Annotated in this window: 20 protein-coding genes and 1 pseudogene; 2 read left to right on the top strand and 19 right to left on the bottom strand. The window is 38.5% G+C overall.

What is annotated here, in order from left to right; all coding sequences use genetic code 11:
- Positions 1 to 28 precede the first annotated feature (28 nt).
- Both ACFE6N_RS11595 and ACFE6N_RS11590 read left to right on the top strand, forming a co-directional pair.
- The gene (locus ACFE6N_RS11595) at positions 29 to 406 is read left to right on the top strand and encodes a hypothetical protein (RefSeq protein WP_090981047.1); all 378 of its coding nucleotides are present in this window, start codon (positions 29 to 31) and stop codon (positions 404 to 406) included.
- Positions 393 to 830, top strand: coding sequence for a hypothetical protein (locus ACFE6N_RS11590; protein ID WP_378936569.1), 438 nt, complete (start codon positions 393 to 395; stop codon positions 828 to 830). Before ACFE6N_RS11595 ends, ACFE6N_RS11590 begins: the two co-directional genes overlap by 14 nt.
- A gap of 209 nt (positions 831 to 1,039) precedes the next feature.
- Here the strand turns inward: ACFE6N_RS11590 and ACFE6N_RS11585 are convergent, their stop codons facing one another.
- The 19 genes and pseudogenes from ACFE6N_RS11585 to ACFE6N_RS11495 all read right to left on the bottom strand — a co-directional run bounded on the left by ACFE6N_RS11585 (position 1,040) and on the right by ACFE6N_RS11495 (position 20,938).
- Complete coding sequence (locus ACFE6N_RS11585; RefSeq protein WP_378936567.1) at positions 1,040 to 1,453, bottom strand: hypothetical protein; 414 nt, start codon at positions 1,451 to 1,453, stop codon at positions 1,040 to 1,042.
- Positions 1,454 to 1,894: 441 nt separating this feature from the next.
- Positions 1,895 to 2,170 carry a hypothetical protein gene (locus ACFE6N_RS11580; protein WP_378936565.1) on the bottom strand — a complete coding sequence of 92 codons (276 nt, stop codon included), beginning with the start codon at positions 2,168 to 2,170 and terminating at the stop codon, positions 1,895 to 1,897.
- 52 nt (positions 2,171 to 2,222) lie between these two features.
- Positions 2,223 to 2,609, bottom strand: a complete 387-nt coding sequence (locus ACFE6N_RS11575) for a hypothetical protein (protein WP_378936563.1) — start codon at positions 2,607 to 2,609, stop codon at positions 2,223 to 2,225.
- A gap of 112 nt (positions 2,610 to 2,721) precedes the next feature.
- Positions 2,722 to 3,186, bottom strand: a complete 465-nt coding sequence (locus tag ACFE6N_RS11570; protein ID WP_378936561.1) for a hypothetical protein — start codon at positions 3,184 to 3,186, stop codon at positions 2,722 to 2,724.
- 723 nt (positions 3,187 to 3,909) lie between these two features.
- A complete protein-coding gene (locus ACFE6N_RS11565) occupies positions 3,910 to 4,317 on the bottom strand; it encodes a hypothetical protein (RefSeq protein WP_378936559.1) in 408 nt (135 codons plus the stop codon).
- A gap of 471 nt (positions 4,318 to 4,788) precedes the next feature.
- Positions 4,789 to 5,319 carry a hypothetical protein gene (locus tag ACFE6N_RS11560; protein ID WP_378936557.1) on the bottom strand — a complete coding sequence of 177 codons (531 nt, stop codon included), beginning with the start codon at positions 5,317 to 5,319 and terminating at the stop codon, positions 4,789 to 4,791.
- A gap of 1,459 nt (positions 5,320 to 6,778) precedes the next feature.
- Positions 6,779 to 7,216: a hypothetical protein gene (locus ACFE6N_RS11555; protein WP_378936555.1), complete on the bottom strand. Its 438-nt coding sequence runs from the start codon at positions 7,214 to 7,216 to the stop codon at positions 6,779 to 6,781.
- Positions 7,206 to 7,364 carry a hypothetical protein gene (locus ACFE6N_RS11550; RefSeq protein ID WP_378936553.1) on the bottom strand — a complete coding sequence of 53 codons (159 nt, stop codon included), beginning with the start codon at positions 7,362 to 7,364 and terminating at the stop codon, positions 7,206 to 7,208. Before ACFE6N_RS11550 ends, ACFE6N_RS11555 begins: the two co-directional genes overlap by 11 nt.
- 146 nt (positions 7,365 to 7,510) lie before the next feature.
- Entirely contained in the window at positions 7,511 to 7,996 is a 486-nt protein-coding gene (locus ACFE6N_RS11545; protein ID WP_378936551.1) for a hypothetical protein, read from the bottom strand.
- Between the two features lie 24 nt (positions 7,997 to 8,020).
- Positions 8,021 to 8,569, bottom strand: coding sequence for a hypothetical protein (locus ACFE6N_RS11540; protein WP_378936549.1), 549 nt, complete (start codon positions 8,567 to 8,569; stop codon positions 8,021 to 8,023).
- A gap of 139 nt (positions 8,570 to 8,708) precedes the next feature.
- The gene (locus tag ACFE6N_RS11535; RefSeq protein WP_378936547.1) at positions 8,709 to 9,416 is read right to left on the bottom strand and encodes a hypothetical protein; all 708 of its coding nucleotides are present in this window, start codon (positions 9,414 to 9,416) and stop codon (positions 8,709 to 8,711) included.
- Between the two features lie 16 nt (positions 9,417 to 9,432).
- Positions 9,433 to 10,128, bottom strand: a complete 696-nt coding sequence (locus tag ACFE6N_RS11530; RefSeq protein WP_378936545.1) for a hypothetical protein — start codon at positions 10,126 to 10,128, stop codon at positions 9,433 to 9,435.
- Positions 10,129 to 10,137: 9 nt separating this feature from the next.
- Positions 10,138 to 10,356: pseudogene (locus ACFE6N_RS11525) on the bottom strand (RHS repeat-associated core domain-containing protein); the annotation flags it as partial.
- 21 nt (positions 10,357 to 10,377) lie between these two features.
- Positions 10,378 to 13,236: a DUF6443 domain-containing protein gene (locus ACFE6N_RS11520; protein ID WP_378936543.1), complete on the bottom strand. Its 2,859-nt coding sequence runs from the start codon at positions 13,234 to 13,236 to the stop codon at positions 10,378 to 10,380.
- Between the two features lie 65 nt (positions 13,237 to 13,301).
- Positions 13,302 to 16,460 (bottom strand): DUF5977 domain-containing protein, encoded by a 3,159-nt coding sequence (locus tag ACFE6N_RS11515; RefSeq protein WP_378936541.1) that lies wholly within the window; start codon positions 16,458 to 16,460, stop codon positions 13,302 to 13,304.
- Positions 16,385 to 17,239 (bottom strand): hypothetical protein, encoded by an 855-nt coding sequence (locus ACFE6N_RS11510; protein ID WP_378936539.1) that lies wholly within the window; start codon positions 17,237 to 17,239, stop codon positions 16,385 to 16,387. Before ACFE6N_RS11510 ends, ACFE6N_RS11515 begins: the two co-directional genes overlap by 76 nt.
- A gap of 562 nt (positions 17,240 to 17,801) precedes the next feature.
- Positions 17,802 to 19,547 (bottom strand): aspartate--tRNA ligase, encoded by a 1,746-nt coding sequence (gene aspS, locus ACFE6N_RS11505; RefSeq protein ID WP_378936537.1) that lies wholly within the window; start codon positions 19,545 to 19,547, stop codon positions 17,802 to 17,804.
- A gap of 148 nt (positions 19,548 to 19,695) precedes the next feature.
- Positions 19,696 to 20,331, bottom strand: a complete 636-nt coding sequence (locus ACFE6N_RS11500; protein WP_378936535.1) for a DUF4272 domain-containing protein — start codon at positions 20,329 to 20,331, stop codon at positions 19,696 to 19,698.
- A gap of 37 nt (positions 20,332 to 20,368) precedes the next feature.
- Complete coding sequence (locus ACFE6N_RS11495) at positions 20,369 to 20,938, bottom strand: Crp/Fnr family transcriptional regulator (protein ID WP_378936533.1); 570 nt, start codon at positions 20,936 to 20,938, stop codon at positions 20,369 to 20,371.
- Positions 20,939 to 20,945: the final 7 nt, after the last annotated feature.

Raw genomic sequence — 20,945 nt, 5'->3', positions numbered from 1 at the left:
TTTTACCCGGCTAAATCTCATCTGAACTATGCAAGAGAATAAAGATAAAAGTATTGAAGATCTGATAGATGACGCCAAAGGCTTTTTAGATGCCAGGGTTGAGTATACCAGACTTTATATTGTAGAAAAAGCGTCGAAAATTTTTGCTGATCTGGTAACCAGTACCACTGTTATCGTTTGCTTTATTTTGGCCTTTTTATTTGGCTCTGTAACATTGGCACTATACGTATCCGACCTTTTGGGCAGTTATGCAGGAGGTTTTGGCTGTGTTTCCCTATTCTACATTTTACTGGCCGTTATTGTTTATTTAACCAAAGATAAATACATTGAAAAAGCCATTATCAATATAGCGATCAGGAAATATTTTGATAAACTTGCAGATAAGGAGGAAGATGAGAAGTTATAAAGACATCCGTAACCTGGAAGACTTACAGGCCAGAAAATTAGAACTTAAGGTGGAGTATACGCTTAAGCAAAATATGCTTAAAACAGATACCAAAACTTTCTTTAAACAATTTACACTTAGTGCACTGATAAAGAAATATGCAACGCCTAATAACCTGTTCAAAGCCGATGAAAAATTAAATATAAGCGGTACAGCCATGTCATTGCTTTTACCTATGGTGATGAATAAAACCCTATTCAGAGGTGCTGGTTTTTTAACTAAGGCAGCTGTGGGATTCGTATCTGGTAAGGTTGGTAAATCGCTTGATGCGGAACATTTATCGGCAATTTTTAATTCTGTTAAAGGCTGGTTTGGTAAAAGGAAAGAGCAAAAACAAAAGAAATTTATAGACTATGGGATTCCACCCGATAGCGAAACTTATTAGTTCTTTATACAAAACTTAATATTGAAAAGCGCCAAACAAATTTTGTTAAGCGCTTTTTTGGTAATTTAATTGAAAAAGATTCTGTAGTCTTACTTATGGATTGTTTAGAAGTTCATGTCATCGTTAGAATAACTTAACACCGATTCTTATCGACCACACTACCTTGATATATATATATCACAGTTGTTTTGGGCCAATTAGAAATTTCTTTATTTTTTTTTATAAACAGTTATACTAATAATTGTTCCATATTCACCTCCATAATTTACAATCTCAACCTCAATTGGCAAATCTGATTCTAGATTCAATTTCTCAAAGCGTTTAGCAGCCGAGGCATCTCGATTGTTTAAAGCCTTTCCAAAATAATAACTGGCGTTTCTTATATATTTATCACTATCTGTATAAAAGTCAAGCATCATGAAAGAACCATTATCCGTTATTCTGATACTTCTAAATTTTTCGTTTTTGTTCAAAGAATAATCTCTGAACTCTACGCATTGTTGAGACCAGTATCCATGGTTTGTGCCTTCTAAATTGATATCCGTCAGGCTATTCGTTGTTATGATTGTCCACAAAAGAACATTGCTCTTTACAAGTGACATGAAGTAAGGTATTTCTTTCATACTTTATATTGTATCGGCCGGAGCCACATAAACTTTCTCTGTGGTATTTTTATTTGATTTTTATTATTCCATTTGTAAGTTTTCAGGTATTTTTAGTTCTTTTCTTTTTTGTTGGTATTTGTTTCACCTTTTAAATTCTCGGAGCAGATATTTGTTGTTACCAAATCCAGCTTTGAGATTCCGTTTTTCGCTACAGGGATATATTTTATTTTTTGAAAAGAAGTATTTAACAATAAAAAAGCTAAATTAAGAATCTAAGTTTTAAAAAAACCACTTATAGGATGAAGGTGTGTTCTAAACCTAATAGGTATAACTTAGACAACGAAAAGTAATATTGCTTACTACCATAGGTTTGTTAAATTGATAACGATAATGTTTATTATGATCTACGGATAATAATAAGGTATTGGCTAATCCTTCATTCGATCCTGCTCTTTTAGGCTAGGAAACTTGCAAAAATCTATCATTAAGTATTTTAACATACTCTAAATCCATATAATCCACTAAATAGATTGTGTCTTTAGCACAAGTAATGGCTAATGTCCCCAAAGCTGGATTATAAGCCAGTTGAACCTGAACTTTAGTTCCATCAAAGGACTGCAGTTGAAAGGTCTGTGCATTTACTATATTAAATAAACAAATAGTCGTTAAGAAAATGAATATCATCACTTTCATTGTTATTATTCTCATATGTGTTGTTATCTTTTCTAAATCCAAAGAGTGTTGAGTTACCGGCTATCGTAGTTATATAAAAAATGCCTTGATAGACTCATTGAAAATTGGAGTCCGTACCACGCACACCAGGCGGAGGGCTTGCACTCCAACTAATGGCCCCTTTTGAATAATCCATTATCGCACGATTGTCGTAAGCCTCTAACGCGCCAACTATATAGGGCAATTTACTTGCCCTAATTTGATCCATAGTCATACTCATAACCATTTTGTATTCATATCGGTTAGGATGTCTAAGAATTTGATAGTTACCTTTTACAGTGCCTCCGAAACCTTTGCTATGAATAGATGCCGCCATCCAATTAGGATCATTTAAATTTGACTTTACTGCATCCAGCCTATTCAGTAAAGCACTTCCTATTGCTCTGGCAGAAAGACGGTTTCCAGCTGCTTCACCCAATGCGATCGCTATGAAATCTTTCAACCCTAACGGGTGCCCCTTTGTGCCATTTTTATCTTGCTCCCTAGTTTGCGTACGAAAAACGGTATGCGATATTGATCACTCTAGACATAGAAGCCCATGCCAAAATAATTAACTATAATAAGTTTTCTTGTGGATATAAGGTAGCATCAATAAGTTGGATTGAACGCTGGGTGCTTTCCATGGGGATACGATTATCGTGAATATTATTGCCTTTCAAAACCTCCTTAGGTTTGGGAAAAGGTATAACGAGTGTTAATTTTTGAACGTAAGATAATGTATCGTTAAAAACACGACTAAATGTTTTCTGACCATTATAAATTCCAGAAGCAGAAACCGTCTTGATTCTTTTTGGGTAATTGAAGTAGATATGGGAGTCGAGGTTTCCCGGAATACCACCTACTGTATCAAGTAAAACCTCATTATTTACTTTTACTAATAGCCTCTCATTTGGATAAAGCATAACTACGGCAACAGTAAAATTTGCATTGCCTTTATCTGACGTCCTATAAGTCTTATTTGCTGCATTTTTACATCCCAAAAGGCAGATTCCAAGCATTACATATAATAAATTTTTCATCTCATTTTTTTATTTTGTCGCCATAAAAGTAAAACATAACATGCAATAAATCAGAAGATAATCTTATCCGAAAATAATACAGATATTTAAAATCTAACTCTCATTCTTTTTGAGTCTCTACATTTGACTCTAATAGAATTTCTGACAGTAAGTCTTTACTTGTCGATTTCAAAGAAGATATTCTAAGCATAAATTGTAATATCGCTGGCACAACCGCTAATAGACCATAGGAATTACCAATTACCACTAGACTCAAAAAAATGCTATCGCGAAGTTGTCTACCTGAAAGGAAATCGTCTTTTCTTTCTCATCTGTAATAAGATAGCTCTGAAGTCTTGATATTTTTAAAAAAATATTATATTTTAAATCTCTCAAATTCGATCTAGAATACATAAGGATCTTAAATTTTAAATTCATATTGTAAAAAAGAAATGCGCTTCTTAATCAATTCAAACCAAATCTGCGAATATAACTATTCGTAAATTCTCCATTTTTTGGTGCCATAAGAATTGGTTCACCTATTAGATAAGTGTATCCAATTGATACTGAAGCAGAGTTTCTAAATACATAACTTGCACTAAGTCCTGGGCCTAGAGTATGGTAGGTAGATGACTGACTATATGGAAGAGAACCATAATAAGCACCACCTGAAAGTGCGTATACCGGTCCAGCGATATCAGAAAATGTTGTATTCTTTCCCTTTACTAAATACCCATGAGAGGCTCACCCCACTCCGAGAGCAAACGTGTTTGTGTAGTAAACAGTATAGTAATATTGAGCATAGTTTTTATTTGAGGTGACATAGCCATATTCTATTGTCCCCCCCCATTTCAAAGAAGCTGTAGCTGTGATATTAAATGCGGTTTGAACTTTCCCGTATTTTGCTAATTCAGCAGCATGTGGATCCCTCTTTGAGCCATTTTTATCTACTTCTCTTTGCGGACGAGATTGTGTGGCATAAGCCATCGAGAAACTTGACCAGTCAATATCACCTCTTTCAAACGATGGTATATACAATCCGGACTTGTTGTCATATTTGTCCCGTCCAAACATGTCCTTGCCGGAGCCAACGATACCCTCATCCATGTCATCATCAGAGTCGTGTCCTCCTTTGGAGTCTTTATCGGCCATACCACTTGGGTCTATAAACCTTAACGGGTTATTTTTTCCGTAAGTATATGGCGACTATTACACAGCGACTTCCCCCAGCGCATCTACGCCAGTCCACCTGCCGATTCGACATCACAGCAAGAGTTTTTGAGTTTTTTCAAAATACAATTATTCGAGCTTCAGCTACTTGATAGCAATACTACGCTTAAAATGCAGCTTGGCTTCTATCTCCTTATTGGCACTATCTTTTAATTATAAAAGCATCCTATTACGCATAATCATTAACCAGAAACCAACCCCTATCATAATAAATGAAAACAATATATATATTAATACCATGATGTTTCCTTTTTTAATTTTGTTTTTTGTCTCCTTCTTATAAGTTTTAATGAGTGCCTTATATTTTTTTTATGAACAAAGAGGAAATAATTAACCATAGTTATTATACCAATAATTAGAGGGCCTTCAATAAAGGGATTGCCGAATTGAAGTTTAACACCGAAAAAAGCGTATAAAACAAACCCAACGGTAAGAAAATTCAACATAATCAAGAAGCTTAAAAATATAAGTGATAATGATAATGCAACATCTCCATTTCCCACGGACACCTGAAATCTGTAAAATCGATAATAAATGTAATTGATTTTTTTTCGCATTTTTATTTAATTGCTCCATAGCCACCGAAACCTCCGGTTGCTGAATCAAGAATAAAATAGTTGCGCTAATACCGAACCCAATTGGACCTAGAAAACCAACTCCGGTCATCACTATGTCTATGCCGGCCTTTATTCCAACGGAAGCATCAGTACCACCATTATAATAATACATTCCCGCTCTTGTTGCTGTAATTCCCGTGGCAACAACCGCTGCTGTTACACCCAAAACCTTTGTTGCGCTCAGAACTTTAATCCCTGCCTTACCCAAAGCATTCGTCATTCTCCATGCTTTTTGTGTCTCTCGCAATGCATTAAATTCACTCCAGCTTCGTGCAGATTTGAAATTTGTTCTTACAGCAAAATCCATTAGCTCGTTTTGGGCACTTATCCCGACAGAAAAGCTCCTACACTTGAATTTACATTTCCTAAGGTCCTTTGAAGCACCTCTCTCTGACTAGCTTTCTTATAGGCTAGTCCAATTTCACCACCTTTTATTTCCACTCTGCTCCGGCCATCGGCTTACTGTCTTGCATGATAAGGTACTAATGTACACAACTGATTTTTATTTTTTCAATCGAGCTTCTTCAGTTGAAAGAAAAAAGAGTTGGCCGTTCGCATCGCCGGACGTTTTAACAGAACAGGTTATTGTTGTACTGCCGTCCGATAATGCCATTATGTTAAGCAGCAAAGCTGCGCATATCCAGTTGGCCTGCGCACCTGATAAAGCCGATCATCTGTTACGCAAAGGTAGCCCCGAAGCTAGTGCAGTAAAGGGACTTTCGCGGCATAACCCCACGCAGCCTTTTACGTACAACCCATTTATTCCACGTTCCCTTGACAGCCCCGTCTTCTCCCGCTTTTTGTTGCTTAACAGAAGATCACCTAAACATCTATGCCCATATTTATATATGCAGATAGACGTATAAACAGCTAAAGACATTAAATAACTAGCAGGTAAAGTAATTGTCCGATAAGTACCAGAACATCGATCGGGATGCTTTGAACCGGCTGAAACTGATCGAAAAGCTACCGCAGGATGAACGCTCGCACCTCTTTGCTACAATGGATGTGTTCTTTGCCAAGCATAAGCTGCAAACTCTGCTGAAATAAATTAGACAAACCAAGTCGCGCAGGTTTGCCAACTCCAATTCCGCAGGGCGGCAATGGCCAAGTAGTTTTTGTGGCACCCAAAAACACAACTTGCAGCCTTAAGAAACAAACGTATTAACAGATATATAGATAGTTGTATATAGAGCTATATAACTTCTAATCTCAATAATAAAGGATCATTTTGTTCTTTTTCTTAAGAGTTTTGATGAGTTCGTCAAATATTTTTATACTCTCTTTACAGTAATATGCAAAGCTTAAATATGATAAAATACATCTCGGAGAATTATTATTCCAAAGCCTATTCCAAAAATAGGAGCAAAAAATATTATTATGAAGAATAGGCTAAATGTAAAACCGCTAAATTTATACTTGTTTTTATACCTCTCAATGACTGATTCATAACTTAACCTATACCTTTTTTTTACTAACAAGAAAATAAAAGAAATTAATACGATTGTAAATACAGCAAAAAAAAACTTACTATATTCAAATATGCGTCTACTAATTAACCACATATACAGGAAGGAAAAGATAAGAATAAGATAATTAAATATATTGATACACAAAACATTAATACATCTGCTTTTGATGTCGTTATTTTTTTTATTCACCAAGATCAAAAAACCATTCGTAATAAAAATTATAAAATCTACTATCATTCAACTTAGTTGCTATTCATTAAACTAAACATAATGAAACTGTGTCATTTTTTCTTCTTAGTTTTTCTTCCGATGTACACCAAACACAATTATTAAAGCTATTGGCAAAAGAAAGGTAAGTAAAATATAAAAGCCTTTCAAAATTCTGGTTTTCTTTGTTTCGTCTTTCCAATAAAAGCGATATTGATTGTACTTCCCATTGTATTTCTTATAATTATAAAGCATAAAGAAAAGAGAAATTGCAATTCCAAGGTAACCGAATGGTTTCGAATAAAAAGCTCTTTTATCTGCTGTCAATAATTGCTTACTTATTTCCAAAACGATTACTCCAACGGAAATAGTCTGCAATATTGAAATGAAGGCTATCCCAGTAAAGCCAGTCCGGCCATCTCTTTTAAAGAAAAGCTGAGTAATCCTATAATAAATATATTCAAAAAAGAAGTTTGCTTTGCGATCTGATGAGTTCATGTATATCTTATTGTAGTTAATTTCCAATGGCACTATCAACCCCATCTTTAATTCGATCAGTTAATGTTTTACCTGTTACTAGCCCTGTGCCTAAATCGAATACGCCATAAACAAGCCCAAACACTGGAAATACAACTCCAACTCCTAAAATAAGTGCCTTAGCTTCACTTTTCACTATATAAACTTTAAATCAAGTAGTTGTCTGATTCCTAACCCTTCTATAAATAGATGTCTCTCTTTTACTCTACTAATGGGAAGCGTGTGAAAACCTATGATATCAACGAAGCAAAAAATAACATTCTGGCTAGATATTTTAGATACCTAATCCACTTTATGAAGACCTTTAATACTAGGTACGAAGTTGGAGTTGAAAAAATCTACAAGCGGTTTTATTCCTACACTTTCAGCTTGATAACCACCCGAGATTTTCGTCTTATTATAGGCTTTAGTCAAATAAACGTTTGTTTTAATAGGCTTAACTGTTTTGTTTTGTGGTTCAACTTTTAACTCGAATTCAATTAAATCCCGATTGACTTTTAATTCTATAGTTGTTCTGATAGCATAATCGTCGCTAATATCTCCAACTGTATCAGTTATATAATATTTTCCAAATGGTTTTGATTTAATATATTTATCAATATCTGTTACTAATTCATCAATACTCCCTTGATATTCATAGTCTTGAATAGGTGCCGTTTGTTGACTTATACCACCCACAAAATAAGCCACTATACCTAAGGCAGTAAGTATTATAACAGAATATATTGCAATTAAGATTTTTCCCATTTTAGCCGAATTTTCAGGCATTTATTTAATAAAATTACATTCACATCAATTAATAATATGAGTTAATTTCAAATTCAACTCCTCAATTAACCTGATGACTTCTGTTGGAAGTGATCTGTCATAAGAGATTTCTTTCAAATATTTAAATTGCTTGATTGCATGAATTAATTTTTTGTCATTGCTATATTTAATATTTTCAAAGATCAGGTGTTGTATGGGCAAATCGATTAAATAATTTAAATTATCTAATTCAACATATTCCAGACGTAAGGACTCTATCTTTTTAAAGTTAGAGAGCCATTTAGGTATAATAGAATATGTTACGGCATTGCGTGTTTCAATCGAAAAGCTTGGCTGAAGAATGATTTCTTTTACTTCATAAATATCTTTGCTAATATTTAACGGTAAAATATTTTCATTAAATTCAGGAGTGGTAAATAGCATATAAGGGTTATTATATAATCCTACAACCGTGCATTCCAGACTTACGTATAGTAGGTTTCCTGTTCCTTTAGAAGTATTTAAATCCGCGTGAATAACTCCACTTCCTTTTATAATTGATCTAGGAATTTCTTCCTGGTATGGTTTTTTCATATCATTAAAAGAAAAGAGAGTTAACAAAACCGTATTAAATCTGTAACCTTCCCTAAAATGTTTCCCCCACTTTTGTAGCTACTTATGCCACAAATAATGTGATAAGCCCGAAACACATGGTTCCGATAAACTGGCTTATTTACAGCGACATAGAATAGAAATCATTTTTGTTTTTGGTATACCAATTACCTTTTATATAATAATATTTATCTTTTTCTATCTTCACGACAGGTACATTACCTTTAAAGTTGCTTTTATTATTGTTATTATTTGAATCATGAAACGTGTAATACCCCGTTATCGGTTCTAAATAACTTAAGAAAACTCTATTCTTTTTATCAAAGTTTAGGAATGCAGTTTTATTAAATTTATAGTTAGACTTAAAGTTATTTTCGACACTTTTTTCATTATGAATATTTAAATTTAACCTATACGTGTTCATATTATATCCAGATAATTTTACCCCTACTTTAAAAAGAGAGTATTCAATAGGTCTCATATCATAAGTTGTAAGTGAGTTGATATGTAATGCTTGACGAAGCCTACCATTAGATACATATAGTATTATTTTATTCATAGCATCTTCATTAGATCCAGCTCTCTTGACGTATTCGATTTGTAAAAACACTTTGTTTAGAACATGAATAGTATTGATGCTCATGTAGTCATTTATAAATATAGAATCTTGCAAATAACTAGTCGTTAATATTCCGCTAGAAGGTGCGTAGAACAAATTAATCTTTACTTTCTTACCTTCGAAAGATTCTAATCCATAGGATTGAGCATTTGCAAGATTTGTAGTGAAATACAATCCAAATAAAAATCCAATAATTATCTTTTTTATCATAGCTTAAATTTATTTGTCATCTAAATCTAAAAAATGTGGAGTTCCCCGCCACTGTAGTAATTGTAAATATTCCAGAATCAACTTGCTGAAAATTACTATCTCTAGCCCTTGCTTGAGGGGTTAGGGGTGTAGCACTCCAACTAATTGCTCCATTAGAATAATCTGTAGTTTCTCGATTATCATATGCCTGCAATGCACCAACTATGTATGGCAGTGAACTAGCCCTAATTTGGCTTATTGTCATACCCATAACCATTTTATATTCATATTGATTAGGATGGCGAAGGATTTGATAATTACCTTTTACAGTGCCTCCAAGACCTTTACTATGTATTGAAGCTGCCATCCAATTAGGGTCATTTAAATCAGATTTGCCGGCATTTAATCTATTTAATATGGTGCTTGCTATTGCCCTTGCAGATAAGCGATTACCTGCGGATTCGCCAGCTGCTATTGCAACAAAATTTTTTAACCCAGCCGGATCACGTCCTTGATTGACATTGTCATCTCCCAACTTACTCTGTGGCCTGTACTGTGTAGCATAGGCCCTGGTTAAATTTGACCAGTCAATATCCCCTCTTTCAAAAGCTGGTATATACTGTCCAGACTTGCTGTCATATTTATCACGTCCAAACATGTCTTTACCGGAGCCAAACATGCCATCATCCATGTCATCATCGGAATTACCGCCCTTTGAATCTTTATCACCCATACCGGTCGGGTCGATATACCTTATCGGGTTATCTTTTCCATAGGTATATGGCGACCATTGCATAGAGATCTCTGCCAGTACATCTACACCTGTCCACCTGCCGATTAAAGGATCATAATGCCTGGCCTCATAATCATACCAGTCTGTTTCTTCCTGTAGCTCTTTTCCATTGTAAAGATAATTATTTTTTGGGCTGTTTACCGCTGATCTGCTGGCAATGGCAGAACCAAAAGCATAGTAGTCATTCCTTTACAACAAGATTGGGGTGAGCTGATTAGTGGCATCAGCAGGATCCCAGGTAAAGGTAAGCCTTGTATTGCCCTGGTAGTCTTTAATGTCATATTCATATTTATATACAGCACCTGATTTCCTGGCCCGCCCCTCTTCGGTTTGTACAAAACTAATGGAGGGGGTATTGCCGGTATACTCGTATTGAAGTCCGTTGATGTATTCAATGATGGTGGTGGTACCATTACTGCCGGAGAGTTTCCGGAGTTTATTTCCATCTGCATCATATACATAGCTTACCGTACTACCATTAGATTTGCTTATTGTTTGCGGAAGATCCAGCTGGTTAAATACAAGGCTGGTCAGTCCCTTATTCAGGTCTTTAATCGTGTTGCCATTTCCATCATAAGCATATTCGCCCGATTGTTTCACCGCATCGTTGAAGCCACCGGCTACTGTTGCCGCATCATCAATGCGATCGTGTTGCAGACCGGTATAGGTATAGCTGAGGTCATCAATAAGTGCCGGCGAGGAGCCGTTTTTTTCATAACGCTTCAGGCTGAGGATGTTACCCATCCTATCGTAACTCATGCTCTCGTTATAAAAACCATCATTAGGGTTCGCAGCAGAAGATACGGTCGAAGTCAGGCGGTTCAGCTTGTCATAATTCAAATTGAACAGTAAGGCATCATAGGCAATGCCTGAATAAGGAGCTGTTTTATAATTTACGGAACCAATATTCCCGCTATACTGTGCATTGCTTGCATTATCGTATTTCAGTTCCATACCGAAAAGGTCATTGTTATCTGCATTGGTGATTCCACCATCGTGATTAAGTACCGGATTATTAATGTGGGTAATCCAGCCCCTGGCATTATAGCGGTAATCTACATTTTGGAGAAAGGAAGACCCATTTAGTGAGTGTAATCCTTTTTTGACGGGCTGCCCGATCTCATTGTAATCGATCTTACTGAGCATCACTGGTGCCTGCGCCGTAGCCGCCTCATGGGTGATGGTATCCTGTGTGCTGATTTTACGACCCATATGGTCGTACGTATAAACATCACTGGTGGTGAGCTTCAGGCTGGCGGAGCTACCGTTGGAAACATAGTGCCTTTTGCGCATCCAGGTTGGCTGTTTCAGGAAATTATATTCAACCGTAACATCATCATAGTTAGATGTACTCAGGCCGGCATGCCCCCCCAGATAATGTTGCGCAAATGTCCTGACAACAGTGCCCTGATCATCATAATACTGTACTGTCCATAAGTAATCTGAAGTATTCAGCACTAGGGTTTTGGTTGCGGTAACCATACCGTTGGTTTGCCTGGTGTATAAATTACTGTTCTGAAGGTCGTATGCAGGGGGTAGTCCTGGAATGCCTGAATAGCTATCATAATACATGATCTTCAGTACGCCCGACATTCCTGTTGGCCAGGCGGTATTGGAGTAGCCATTTGCCGTACTGGCAGGGGCTTCCCATAAGGTACCTGAGGCATCTACCGCATTTCTGATATCAAGATTATAATTGTTTCCGGCTGTGGTACCATATTCATAAATGCCGGTGATCACCGTTCTTCCCAGCGCATCGTATTTAGTTACCGTCCATTGCTGCGGGCTTTTCATCCGTTGTACGGAATCCTGAGTAGCCACCAATTGGTCAAGTTTATTGTATACCAGGTATTCCCAGCCTTTTCCTGGTACTTTCTTTTGGACCAGCCTGCCCCTGGCATCATAACGGTACTGGTAGGCCATTGTGTTGATAGATGCCGCTGATAGCGGCGAAGGGTCGTCCGCATTCATCCCGGGAGTCAGTACATAAGCCAGCTGATTACGCTCATCATACACGTAATATGTACTGAGCATTTCTGCTGTAGCTCCTTTAATGTTATAGGTCCTGGTCAGTACGGTATTTCCTTCCTTGTCTTTATACTCTTCCGTGGTGCCAAAGCAGCCATCGCCGGGTTTCCAGTTTTCGTTTTTAAGGATGCTTACAGTAAGCAATCCGGGTGCGTATGTTGCGGTGTTACCCGTTCTCACCAGGCTATAACTGCCGTCCGAATTCACGATAGCCTGGTAATAGGCTACCTTTCTGCTTCCCGGATTATTACCGGTATTGGAGGTGTTGAAAGTGCTGGCCTGGTCATTGCTGGTAAATGATGCCCTCAGGGTGTGATCATTATCCGGAGCGGAACTGGTTTGCCAGGCCATTCCGTAATTGCCCTGTTCTACCACTCTGGCCAGAGACGAATTTTCAAATACGGTTTGAGCAAAAGGCGTTGAAGTTTGTATGATACCGCCAACCCGGTTGCCATCAGTTGTGCTTCCGGATGAGCTGCCGTAAAATGCAGCCTGTTCTGCCAGGGCTGCTGATTTGTAACTGCCGTCACTACTGGCCGCTGCCGCGGCATAGAGAAGGTATTTTGTCGACTGTCTGCCCAGCTGATCATAGGTAATGGGTTGCACCAGATCCCTGCCCGAAGGGCTACCTTTTACCTGTATGCTTTGTGCCGGCCGGCCAAGGCCATCCAGGTATTGTACCGTTTGCATGAGCTCACAGGCCGTACGGCTGTTTAACGATCCTGCATCGGTGATGGCAACCCTGGGGATGCTTCTGAGGATGTAATTCTGATTATTAGATGGTGCGGCGTTTAATGATAAACAACTGCGGATATACAGGCGCAGGCTCCGTCCTTCCGATGAGGTAAAACTGAATCCGGGATTCAGTGTAATACTCGATGGACTATAATATTCTCCGGGATCTGCGGGGCTATCCATTGGCGCGCTGACTAAGGTCTGTGCGTTTGATGGCGCATGGTAAAGTAAGCAGAGCGCTAAAAAAACACCCTGAATGATTTTGATGGGCTGGAGGTTAATCATGACTGGTCTGAGGTATTTAGGCTAACAGTGAGCGGAACAGATAATAATTTTTTTGTTCAGGTTTTTTAATCTAGTGGAGGTTGGGTAGAACACGTATCGTTATTCATCATAAAATTAAAATATTCGTTTCCGGAACTTCCTACAGTCACTGTTCCCCATGAAGAAGGATTACAGCTTTGAAAACTGTTGTTGCGGTACATCCTGACGCTACCTATAGGCCCCGTTGTGGTGACGGTAATGTTATACTGCCCCGGCGGAACACTGAAGCTGCCCGAAGTACCCTTGGCTAAAGCGGTGGTTGAATAAGTGATGCTGCTTCCGGTTTTGGTAAACTTCACCTGAATGGTACTGGTGGTATTCTGGTTATTGGCGACATTTACCGTAATAGTGGGCAAATAGCAGCTTCCTAATCCGTTAACGGCTGCACCCTGGCTGCTGATATAGCTGGCGGCCTGTGCATCGGCATTGGCCTGAGAAATCTCTGAGCTGTATTTTCCTGCCGGCACCGAAACGATATAGGGCGCAGCTACCTCTGGTGAAACACAGTTTGATCTGTAAAAGGTACCTTGCTGGGCAACATTATAATACACACACCGGCCCAGCAGATTTGCATTGGCCTGTCCGTTGGCCGAAACTTCATTCTGTGCCTGGTTATCGGCATCGGATTGAGATATTGCGGATACATAACTTCCGGCACCAACGGCATAAGGAATGATTGTACCCGTTCCGGTGCCGCAATTACTTTTTTGATAATCACCGGTTTTAACAGTATTATAATAAAAAACTTCGGGATTGCTGGTTACAGGTGCAAAATTATAGGCGTATTGCTCCAGTATGTTTTTCTGATCATCACGGACCGTTTTGAGTCGCAGCATGGCATCGTATTCATAACTTTTCGACCGGCCTGATGCATCTGTCTCTGCTGTCAGCTGGCCGCGTGGAGAGACATAAGCACTCGTCAACATTTTTGCCGTTTCAGGGTGTATCCTCAGTTCGTCGATCAGCTGGTAACCACTAATTGATGAGGGTAACGTGGTATAAGCCGTGGAACTATATGTCCAGTTTCCACCGGTGTTTTTATACCAGAAGCTTAGCAGATACTTTCTGTTACCACTGAGGGCAGGCATGACGGGCAAAGTGTAGGCACCACCATTCAGCAATTTGCTTTTAACGCCAGTTTTACTGTCGCTGGATATATTGGAAACCTCTTCCTCGAAACCATTGAAGTAAATTTCGGAAACGGCAGCATTAACTACTTTCGCTACAGGTAGCTGGTTATTGTAACCCCAGATTACAGCCGTTGACGTGCCATTACTAATGTCGCTTTGGATAAGATTGGCGTAAGTCTGGTTGTAAGTGTAGTTAGCAACGCTTCTGTAGTGCTGGTCCATATTAAAAGCGCCCTTACCTGTATTATAAGGCAATGCGCCTGGTGTGCTGCCTGAAAATTTAAAATTACCAAGGTCTAAAGCTGTCAGGCTTTCCAACTGAAAGTCAGCAGTTTTTAGCAATGGGTTGGTGGCATCATAGGTCTGTAATTTACCAGAAATGATCCGGATGTTCCCGGTAGCCGGGTCAGTTACATAACGGACATTTTCAATGGGCTGCTCTATAATATGATTGGTCAGCATCTGGTTAATGAAACCGCTTCCTGTCTGGTAATCCTGTGGATACAAGGTGAGGTCAGTCGTCTTTTTGCCATCTGTTCTGATGACTTCTGTTCGGGTAAGTAACTTATTTAAAGGATTATCATAATAATAGTTAACAGTCTTCACCACAGGTGTCGGACCATCAAATAAGCTGTCAACGGCTGTAATGGGCACGTAAGGGTAGGTGTAAAACTTATATGATCCTCCTTCATAAACATAGGGGCCGCTGAGGGAGGCTCCCGCAACACCATAATCACATACCTGGTATCTTTTGGCGTCCGTTTGTCTGACAAAGGTTCGGTTATTGCGTAGTGGCTGGTAAGTAATGGTGGTTGATTTCAATTTGCTGCCATTATTGTTAAATACAGCAGAATATTTGAGTTTACCCCTTTCCAAAGCCAAGGATGAAAAGTTATTGGTTAAACTTTTTTCGTAAAAAAGTGTCCCTAGTACGTTTTCATCAAGATGTCCATCGTCATAATTCGTGTATTTGCTGACCACATAACTATTATCGGCATAAACCTCTGCAACTTCGGAGTATCCGATCGGACTTCCTTCTGCATTTTCGCTCATGGGAATTACAGAATTCTGTGATTTCAGCGAAGATTTAAATTTTTCACCGCTTAGTAAAGTATCTGTAAAAAGCCGGTAGTGCTCCGGTTCATTTTTGATCACGCCACTGGACAACTTAACCAACTGGTTAGGTGAAGTAAAGTTTTTAAGGTAGTAATACTTAATGCCCTTTACCTTTTTGGATAAGGGATCATAGTCAAATATCGATTTAATACGCAGACCTCCACCTATTCTGTTCTTGTTCAGTAAAGATTTGTCTGCATCATTAACCGCCAAAGAGTAGCTGTTGGACTCAAAGAAGAAAAGTTTATATCCTCTGGTTGGGTAGACGATCCGTCTTAACGTCGCCGTAGTACAATAGGCAGGATCCACCAGGCGGGGTAAGCCAATGTCATCTGATACAGACGATGGACTTGTACGGTAACCCCAGTCATCTACATATTTAGATAAGTAATTGCCTAATGGGTAAGTATCCTCGTAATAAAAACGGTAAGGTGGAAGGGTGTCAGCAACACTGGCAGAAGGGTTGCTCTCCTTTAAAGAAAGTAAAGTGAGCCTTTTGTTGTTATCGTTGGTGTAATTGAAACTAAATTGTTTGATTACCTGATTATTATATTTATCCTTTAGTGTAAACTTGTCGAGTTTTTTCCATTGCAGGTTATTCAAAATACCAGGGTAGGTTGTTAGTCCGTTTTGTCTTAAATAGGGCATAAACTTATAAAGTGTAGTATCAATGCTGGCCTGTCTCTCTGCGTCTGTCTGAAACGTTTGTTGTTGGGATGCAGCACTATTTGACCTCACTTTATCATAAACTGCATAATTAGAACTGTAAATGGAATTGGAATACCGCAGTTCTGTTGTGGTAGAGCGGTCGAATTGTACATACTCATTAGTGGTTTCGATGGACTTCAGGTACACCGGGGCAATCAGATTGCCTCCGAGAGATGCCGATGTCCGGTCCGTAATGGCGGCAGAATTACATACCTGTTTATTGGAAAGCACAATATCAGATAACTTTGAAATTTATTCCAATACAGGACATTAGTGTATTGATCTCTTTCATAGGTCAGATTGATGCTGTGTTTGCTATCGGCGGAAATAACCTGTGTTAAGTACCAGGATGTGGCTGTCCATTGGGTAGAATTCTGACTGAAAAAATCAAGGCTGTAATCTATAGCATTATTGTTGCCACCGAATATGTATTGGGTGCCATCTCCCGTGATAAGCGTAAATTTGCCAAAATTCCGGTGATAATTAGTGATCCCGTTGGTGTTGGGCGGGGCTGTAGTTACAAATGGCGCAATAAAATCGGCGGGGTTAAAAATAACCTTTACATCACGGTCGCACCTGACTTGCCAGTTTCCCTGGTCATCCAATAAAAAAGTTCCTGAAATTCCACCCGCACTGAAAGAGAATTCATCTGGTGATGCATCTATATTATTGTCCGCCTTGATTTTGAGTTTGTTAAGCGTGTACCAATCTGTGCCAGCCATCGAAGGATAATTATCGTAAAAGCCGCCCTTGTCTGTTTCCAGTTCGTCTTCCAGGCCTTTTACGATTCTCGTAATACATCCGCCAGCGCGTAAAGACCAGCCCAAACCGACCCAGCCTGGATGATTATCTACCTTAACTCCACCGGCATGATAGCTCAGTTCTAACGGTATTTTCAGGCTTCCGTCAGATATAGTATAAAGCGGAATAGATATAGATGGTATGCCGGTATATTTTGAGACCGGCACTTCCATATACATACCCAGGTTTGCAGCGTTTGCGCTCGGCATGCTGATTGGAAATTGAGGCTGTAGTTATGCAAAAGATGTTTGTGCAACCAAAAAGGTTACAGCAATAGTGAGTGCGTTAAATAATCGCATTAGTGTAGAGGTTTAATATTAGACGATATTTAAAATAACAAAATTTGTCATAAATATAAACTTTTTATCAGTTTAAATATACGTTGATTAATATAAAAAATGGTATGAATTACAGTGTAGTGCTGAAATGATCAACTAAAACGATATTCCATTGTCTCAAAAATTAGTATATTTTTTTAATTATATCATTTTCTCCCCTATGCTTCCCTAAAATTCTTAAAGTGAGTACAATAAGATGTAATGTTTGGAAGCATTTAGAAACAGAATGAGTATCTGATCAAATTAAAGTTTGTTTTTGGATGTGATATATTCTGTTTGATGGTTTGAATTGGGAAATTTATGCCAATAATATTCTCTATCTAGGCCAATATGGCTATAATTATTTAGCCATAAACAAAAATCCTCTGGTGAATTTGACTGGTTTGCCAGATTCGCCAGAGGATAATGGTATTTACTCAGATTAAAATGGGTTTTACAAATCCGTCTTTATCTTCAATTCTTTTAATTGTTTTTCGTCAATCGTACTTGGACTATCAATCATCACATCTCTGCCCGAATTGTTTTTAGGGAAAGCAATTACATCGCGGATAGAATCCAAGCCAGCAAAAATTGAGGTTAAACGATCGAAACCAAATGCAATACCGCCATGCGGAGGTGCACCGAATTCGAAAGCATCCATTAAGAAACCGAATTGCTTTTGTGCTTCTTCCGCGCTAAAGCCTAAATGTTTAAACATTAAAGCCTGCAACGCGCGGTCATGGATACGGATAGATCCGCCACCTACTTCTGTCCCATTAATGACCAAATCGTATGCATTGGCGCGTACTTCTCCAGGATTGGTATCCAATAGAGCGATATCTTCTGGTTTTGGCGAGGTGAACGGATGGTGCATGGCATGGTAACGTTCGGTTTCTTCATCCCATTCCAAAAGCGGAAAATCCAATACCCAAAGGGCAGAGAAGGTATTTTTATCGCGTAAACCTAAACGGTTACCCATTTCTAAGCGAAGCTCATTCAGTTGTTTACGTACTTTATCTGTAGAACTGGCCAATATCAATAACAAATCGCCTTTTTCTGTTGCGAAAGCCTCGCTCCATTGTTTGAGGTCTTCCTCATTAAAAAATTTATCTACAGAAGATTTTATGGTTCCATCGTCATTATGACGGGCATAAATCAAGCCTGTAGCGCCAATTTGCGGGCGTTTGATAAAATCTGTTAATTCATCCAGTTGCTTGCGTGTATAACTTGCTGCACCTTTAGCATTGATACCAACAACTAACTCTGCGTTGTCAAATACAGGAAAGCCTTTGCCTTTTACCAGGTGGTTTAGCTCTACAAACTGCATGGCAAAACGGGTATCTGGTTTATCAGAGCCATACAAACGCATTGCATCTGCATATTGCATACGAGGTACCTCTGGTAAATCATAGTTACGTACTTCTTTAAATAAAGTACGGATCAGGCCTTCAAAAGTATTTAAGATATCTTCCTGCTCAATGAACGACATTTCGCAGTCGATCTGCGTAAATTCCGGCTGACGGTCGGCCCTTAAATCTTCATCCCTGAAACATTTTACAATTTGAAAATAACGGTCAAAACCCGATACCATCAATAATTGCTTAAAGGTTTGTGGCGATTGAGGTAAAGCATAAAACTCACCTTCGTTCATGCGGCTAGGCACCACAAAATCTCTCGCTCCCTCTGGTGTCGATTTAATTAATACAGGCGTTTCTACCTCAATAAAATCTAAGGCATCTAAATAACGGCGAACCGATTGCGCCATTTTATGACGTAAAACCAGGTTATTGCGCACCGGGTTACGGCGTAGATCCAAATAACGGTATTTCATACGCAACTCATCACCACCATCTGTTTCATCATCAATCATGAATGGAGGTAATTTCGCCGCGTTTAAAATCTCCAAAGCAGAAACTTTGATCTCTACTTCACCGGTCGGCATTTTTGGGTTTTTATTGCTTCTTTCTACAACTGTACCTACCGCTTTGATCACAAATTCACGGCCTAAAGTACGTGCGGTTTCACAAAGCCCGCGATTATCGTCCATGTTAAAAACCAACTGGGTAATACCATAACGATCACGGATGTCGATAAAAGTCATACCGCCTAAATCTCTTGATTTTTGTACCCAACCACATAGCGTAACACTTTCGCCTAAGTTATTTAGGTTTAATGCACCACAAGTTACTGTTCTTAACATATATATAATCTAAATTGAGTGGCAAAAATACCGATTTTGTTTTAAAGTTTAAGATAGAAGATTTAAGGAAAATTTTGCTAATGATTATTATTGCTTTGACCACAAAGGCACAAAGATCACAAAGAAAAATAGTTGGCAATTTCAACAATTAGGTATCTGTTGTAATATGATCCCAGTTATCTTCATAAAACGTGATCCAATTAATTGCCCGATGCCATTCCGGAACTACATCCTGATTGATATTTTGAACTTCTATATCATCTATGCCAGACTGTCTTACTGCCCAATGTATTCTATAAATTAAATCAGAGGCATCAAGGATTTCAGTAGTATCCCTGATCACCGCCCCATTTATAAACTCTTCACTTGACTCCATATATCCTGGGATCAAATTGACTGTTCCAGATGCCTCTTCCCTAGGTAAACCTAAATCATCGATCTTATTTATGGCCCAGAGCATTACATAAAGACATTCAATTGTCCAAGAAATGCTAATAGTCTCTTTTTCACTTAATATATCTTTAGTGAAAAGTTTTTGCTCTCTTTGAGAAACGTGGCCCCATAACTTTTCTGTTTTGAGATAAGCGATAATATCTTCTCTATCATCACGATTATCAATTGTGGTATTTAAATATGCAAGAATCAAAATCCGTTTAGCAATATCTGCGGCAGGTCTGATTACCGCTTCGCTTTCTTCCTCTATTAGGGGTAAATATTGATTTATCGGGATGTTATTTTCTTTTAGGATTATTTCAGTTTGGTTCTTACGTTGTTGGGCAGTCATCTTTAATGATAATTTAATTTAGCATCACAACCTAAATTTATGCTTTTGATTTTAATCTGCTCAGCGTTTCTTGTGATATGTTTAGGTACGAAGCCACCATCCTATTAGGCAGGCGCATTACCACAGTTGGATTCTGCGCCAGCAACTGGCGGTAACGCTCGGTCGCATCAAGTGTAATAAACGACATTAAGCGGTTGGTATTGGTTACGTAAGCATATTCCAGATAATGGCGGTAAAATTTCTCCCACTGCGGGATCATTTGAAGCAACTGTTGAAAATCGTTTTGCGAAATGTAGTATAGACTCGTATCTTCTACAGCTTGGACATATTCCTTTGAGATATCGTTGGTAATGAAACTTACCAGGGCTGAGGCAAACTGATTTTCAAAAGCAAAATGCCGGGTGGCTTCCGTACCACCGGCCGTTAGGAAGAAAATTCGTAAGCAACCTTTATCAATAAAGTAAAGACGCTGACATGTTTCCCCAGGACTGATCAGGATTTCGTTTTTCTTTACCTGCACCATCTTGAAAAAAGACAATACCTGTTCGAGCTCCGCATCGCTAATGATAATTTTTGCACTGATATAACTGGAAAGCTGTTCTTGCATGATATGA

It is taken from the genome of Pedobacter sp. BG31, from assembly GCF_042464845.1.
GTDB classification, from domain to species: domain Bacteria; phylum Bacteroidota; class Bacteroidia; order Sphingobacteriales; family Sphingobacteriaceae; genus Pedobacter; species Pedobacter suwonensis.
Note: the sequence above shows the minus strand (reverse complement) of the source record. Positions and strands in the feature narration are given on the sequence as shown.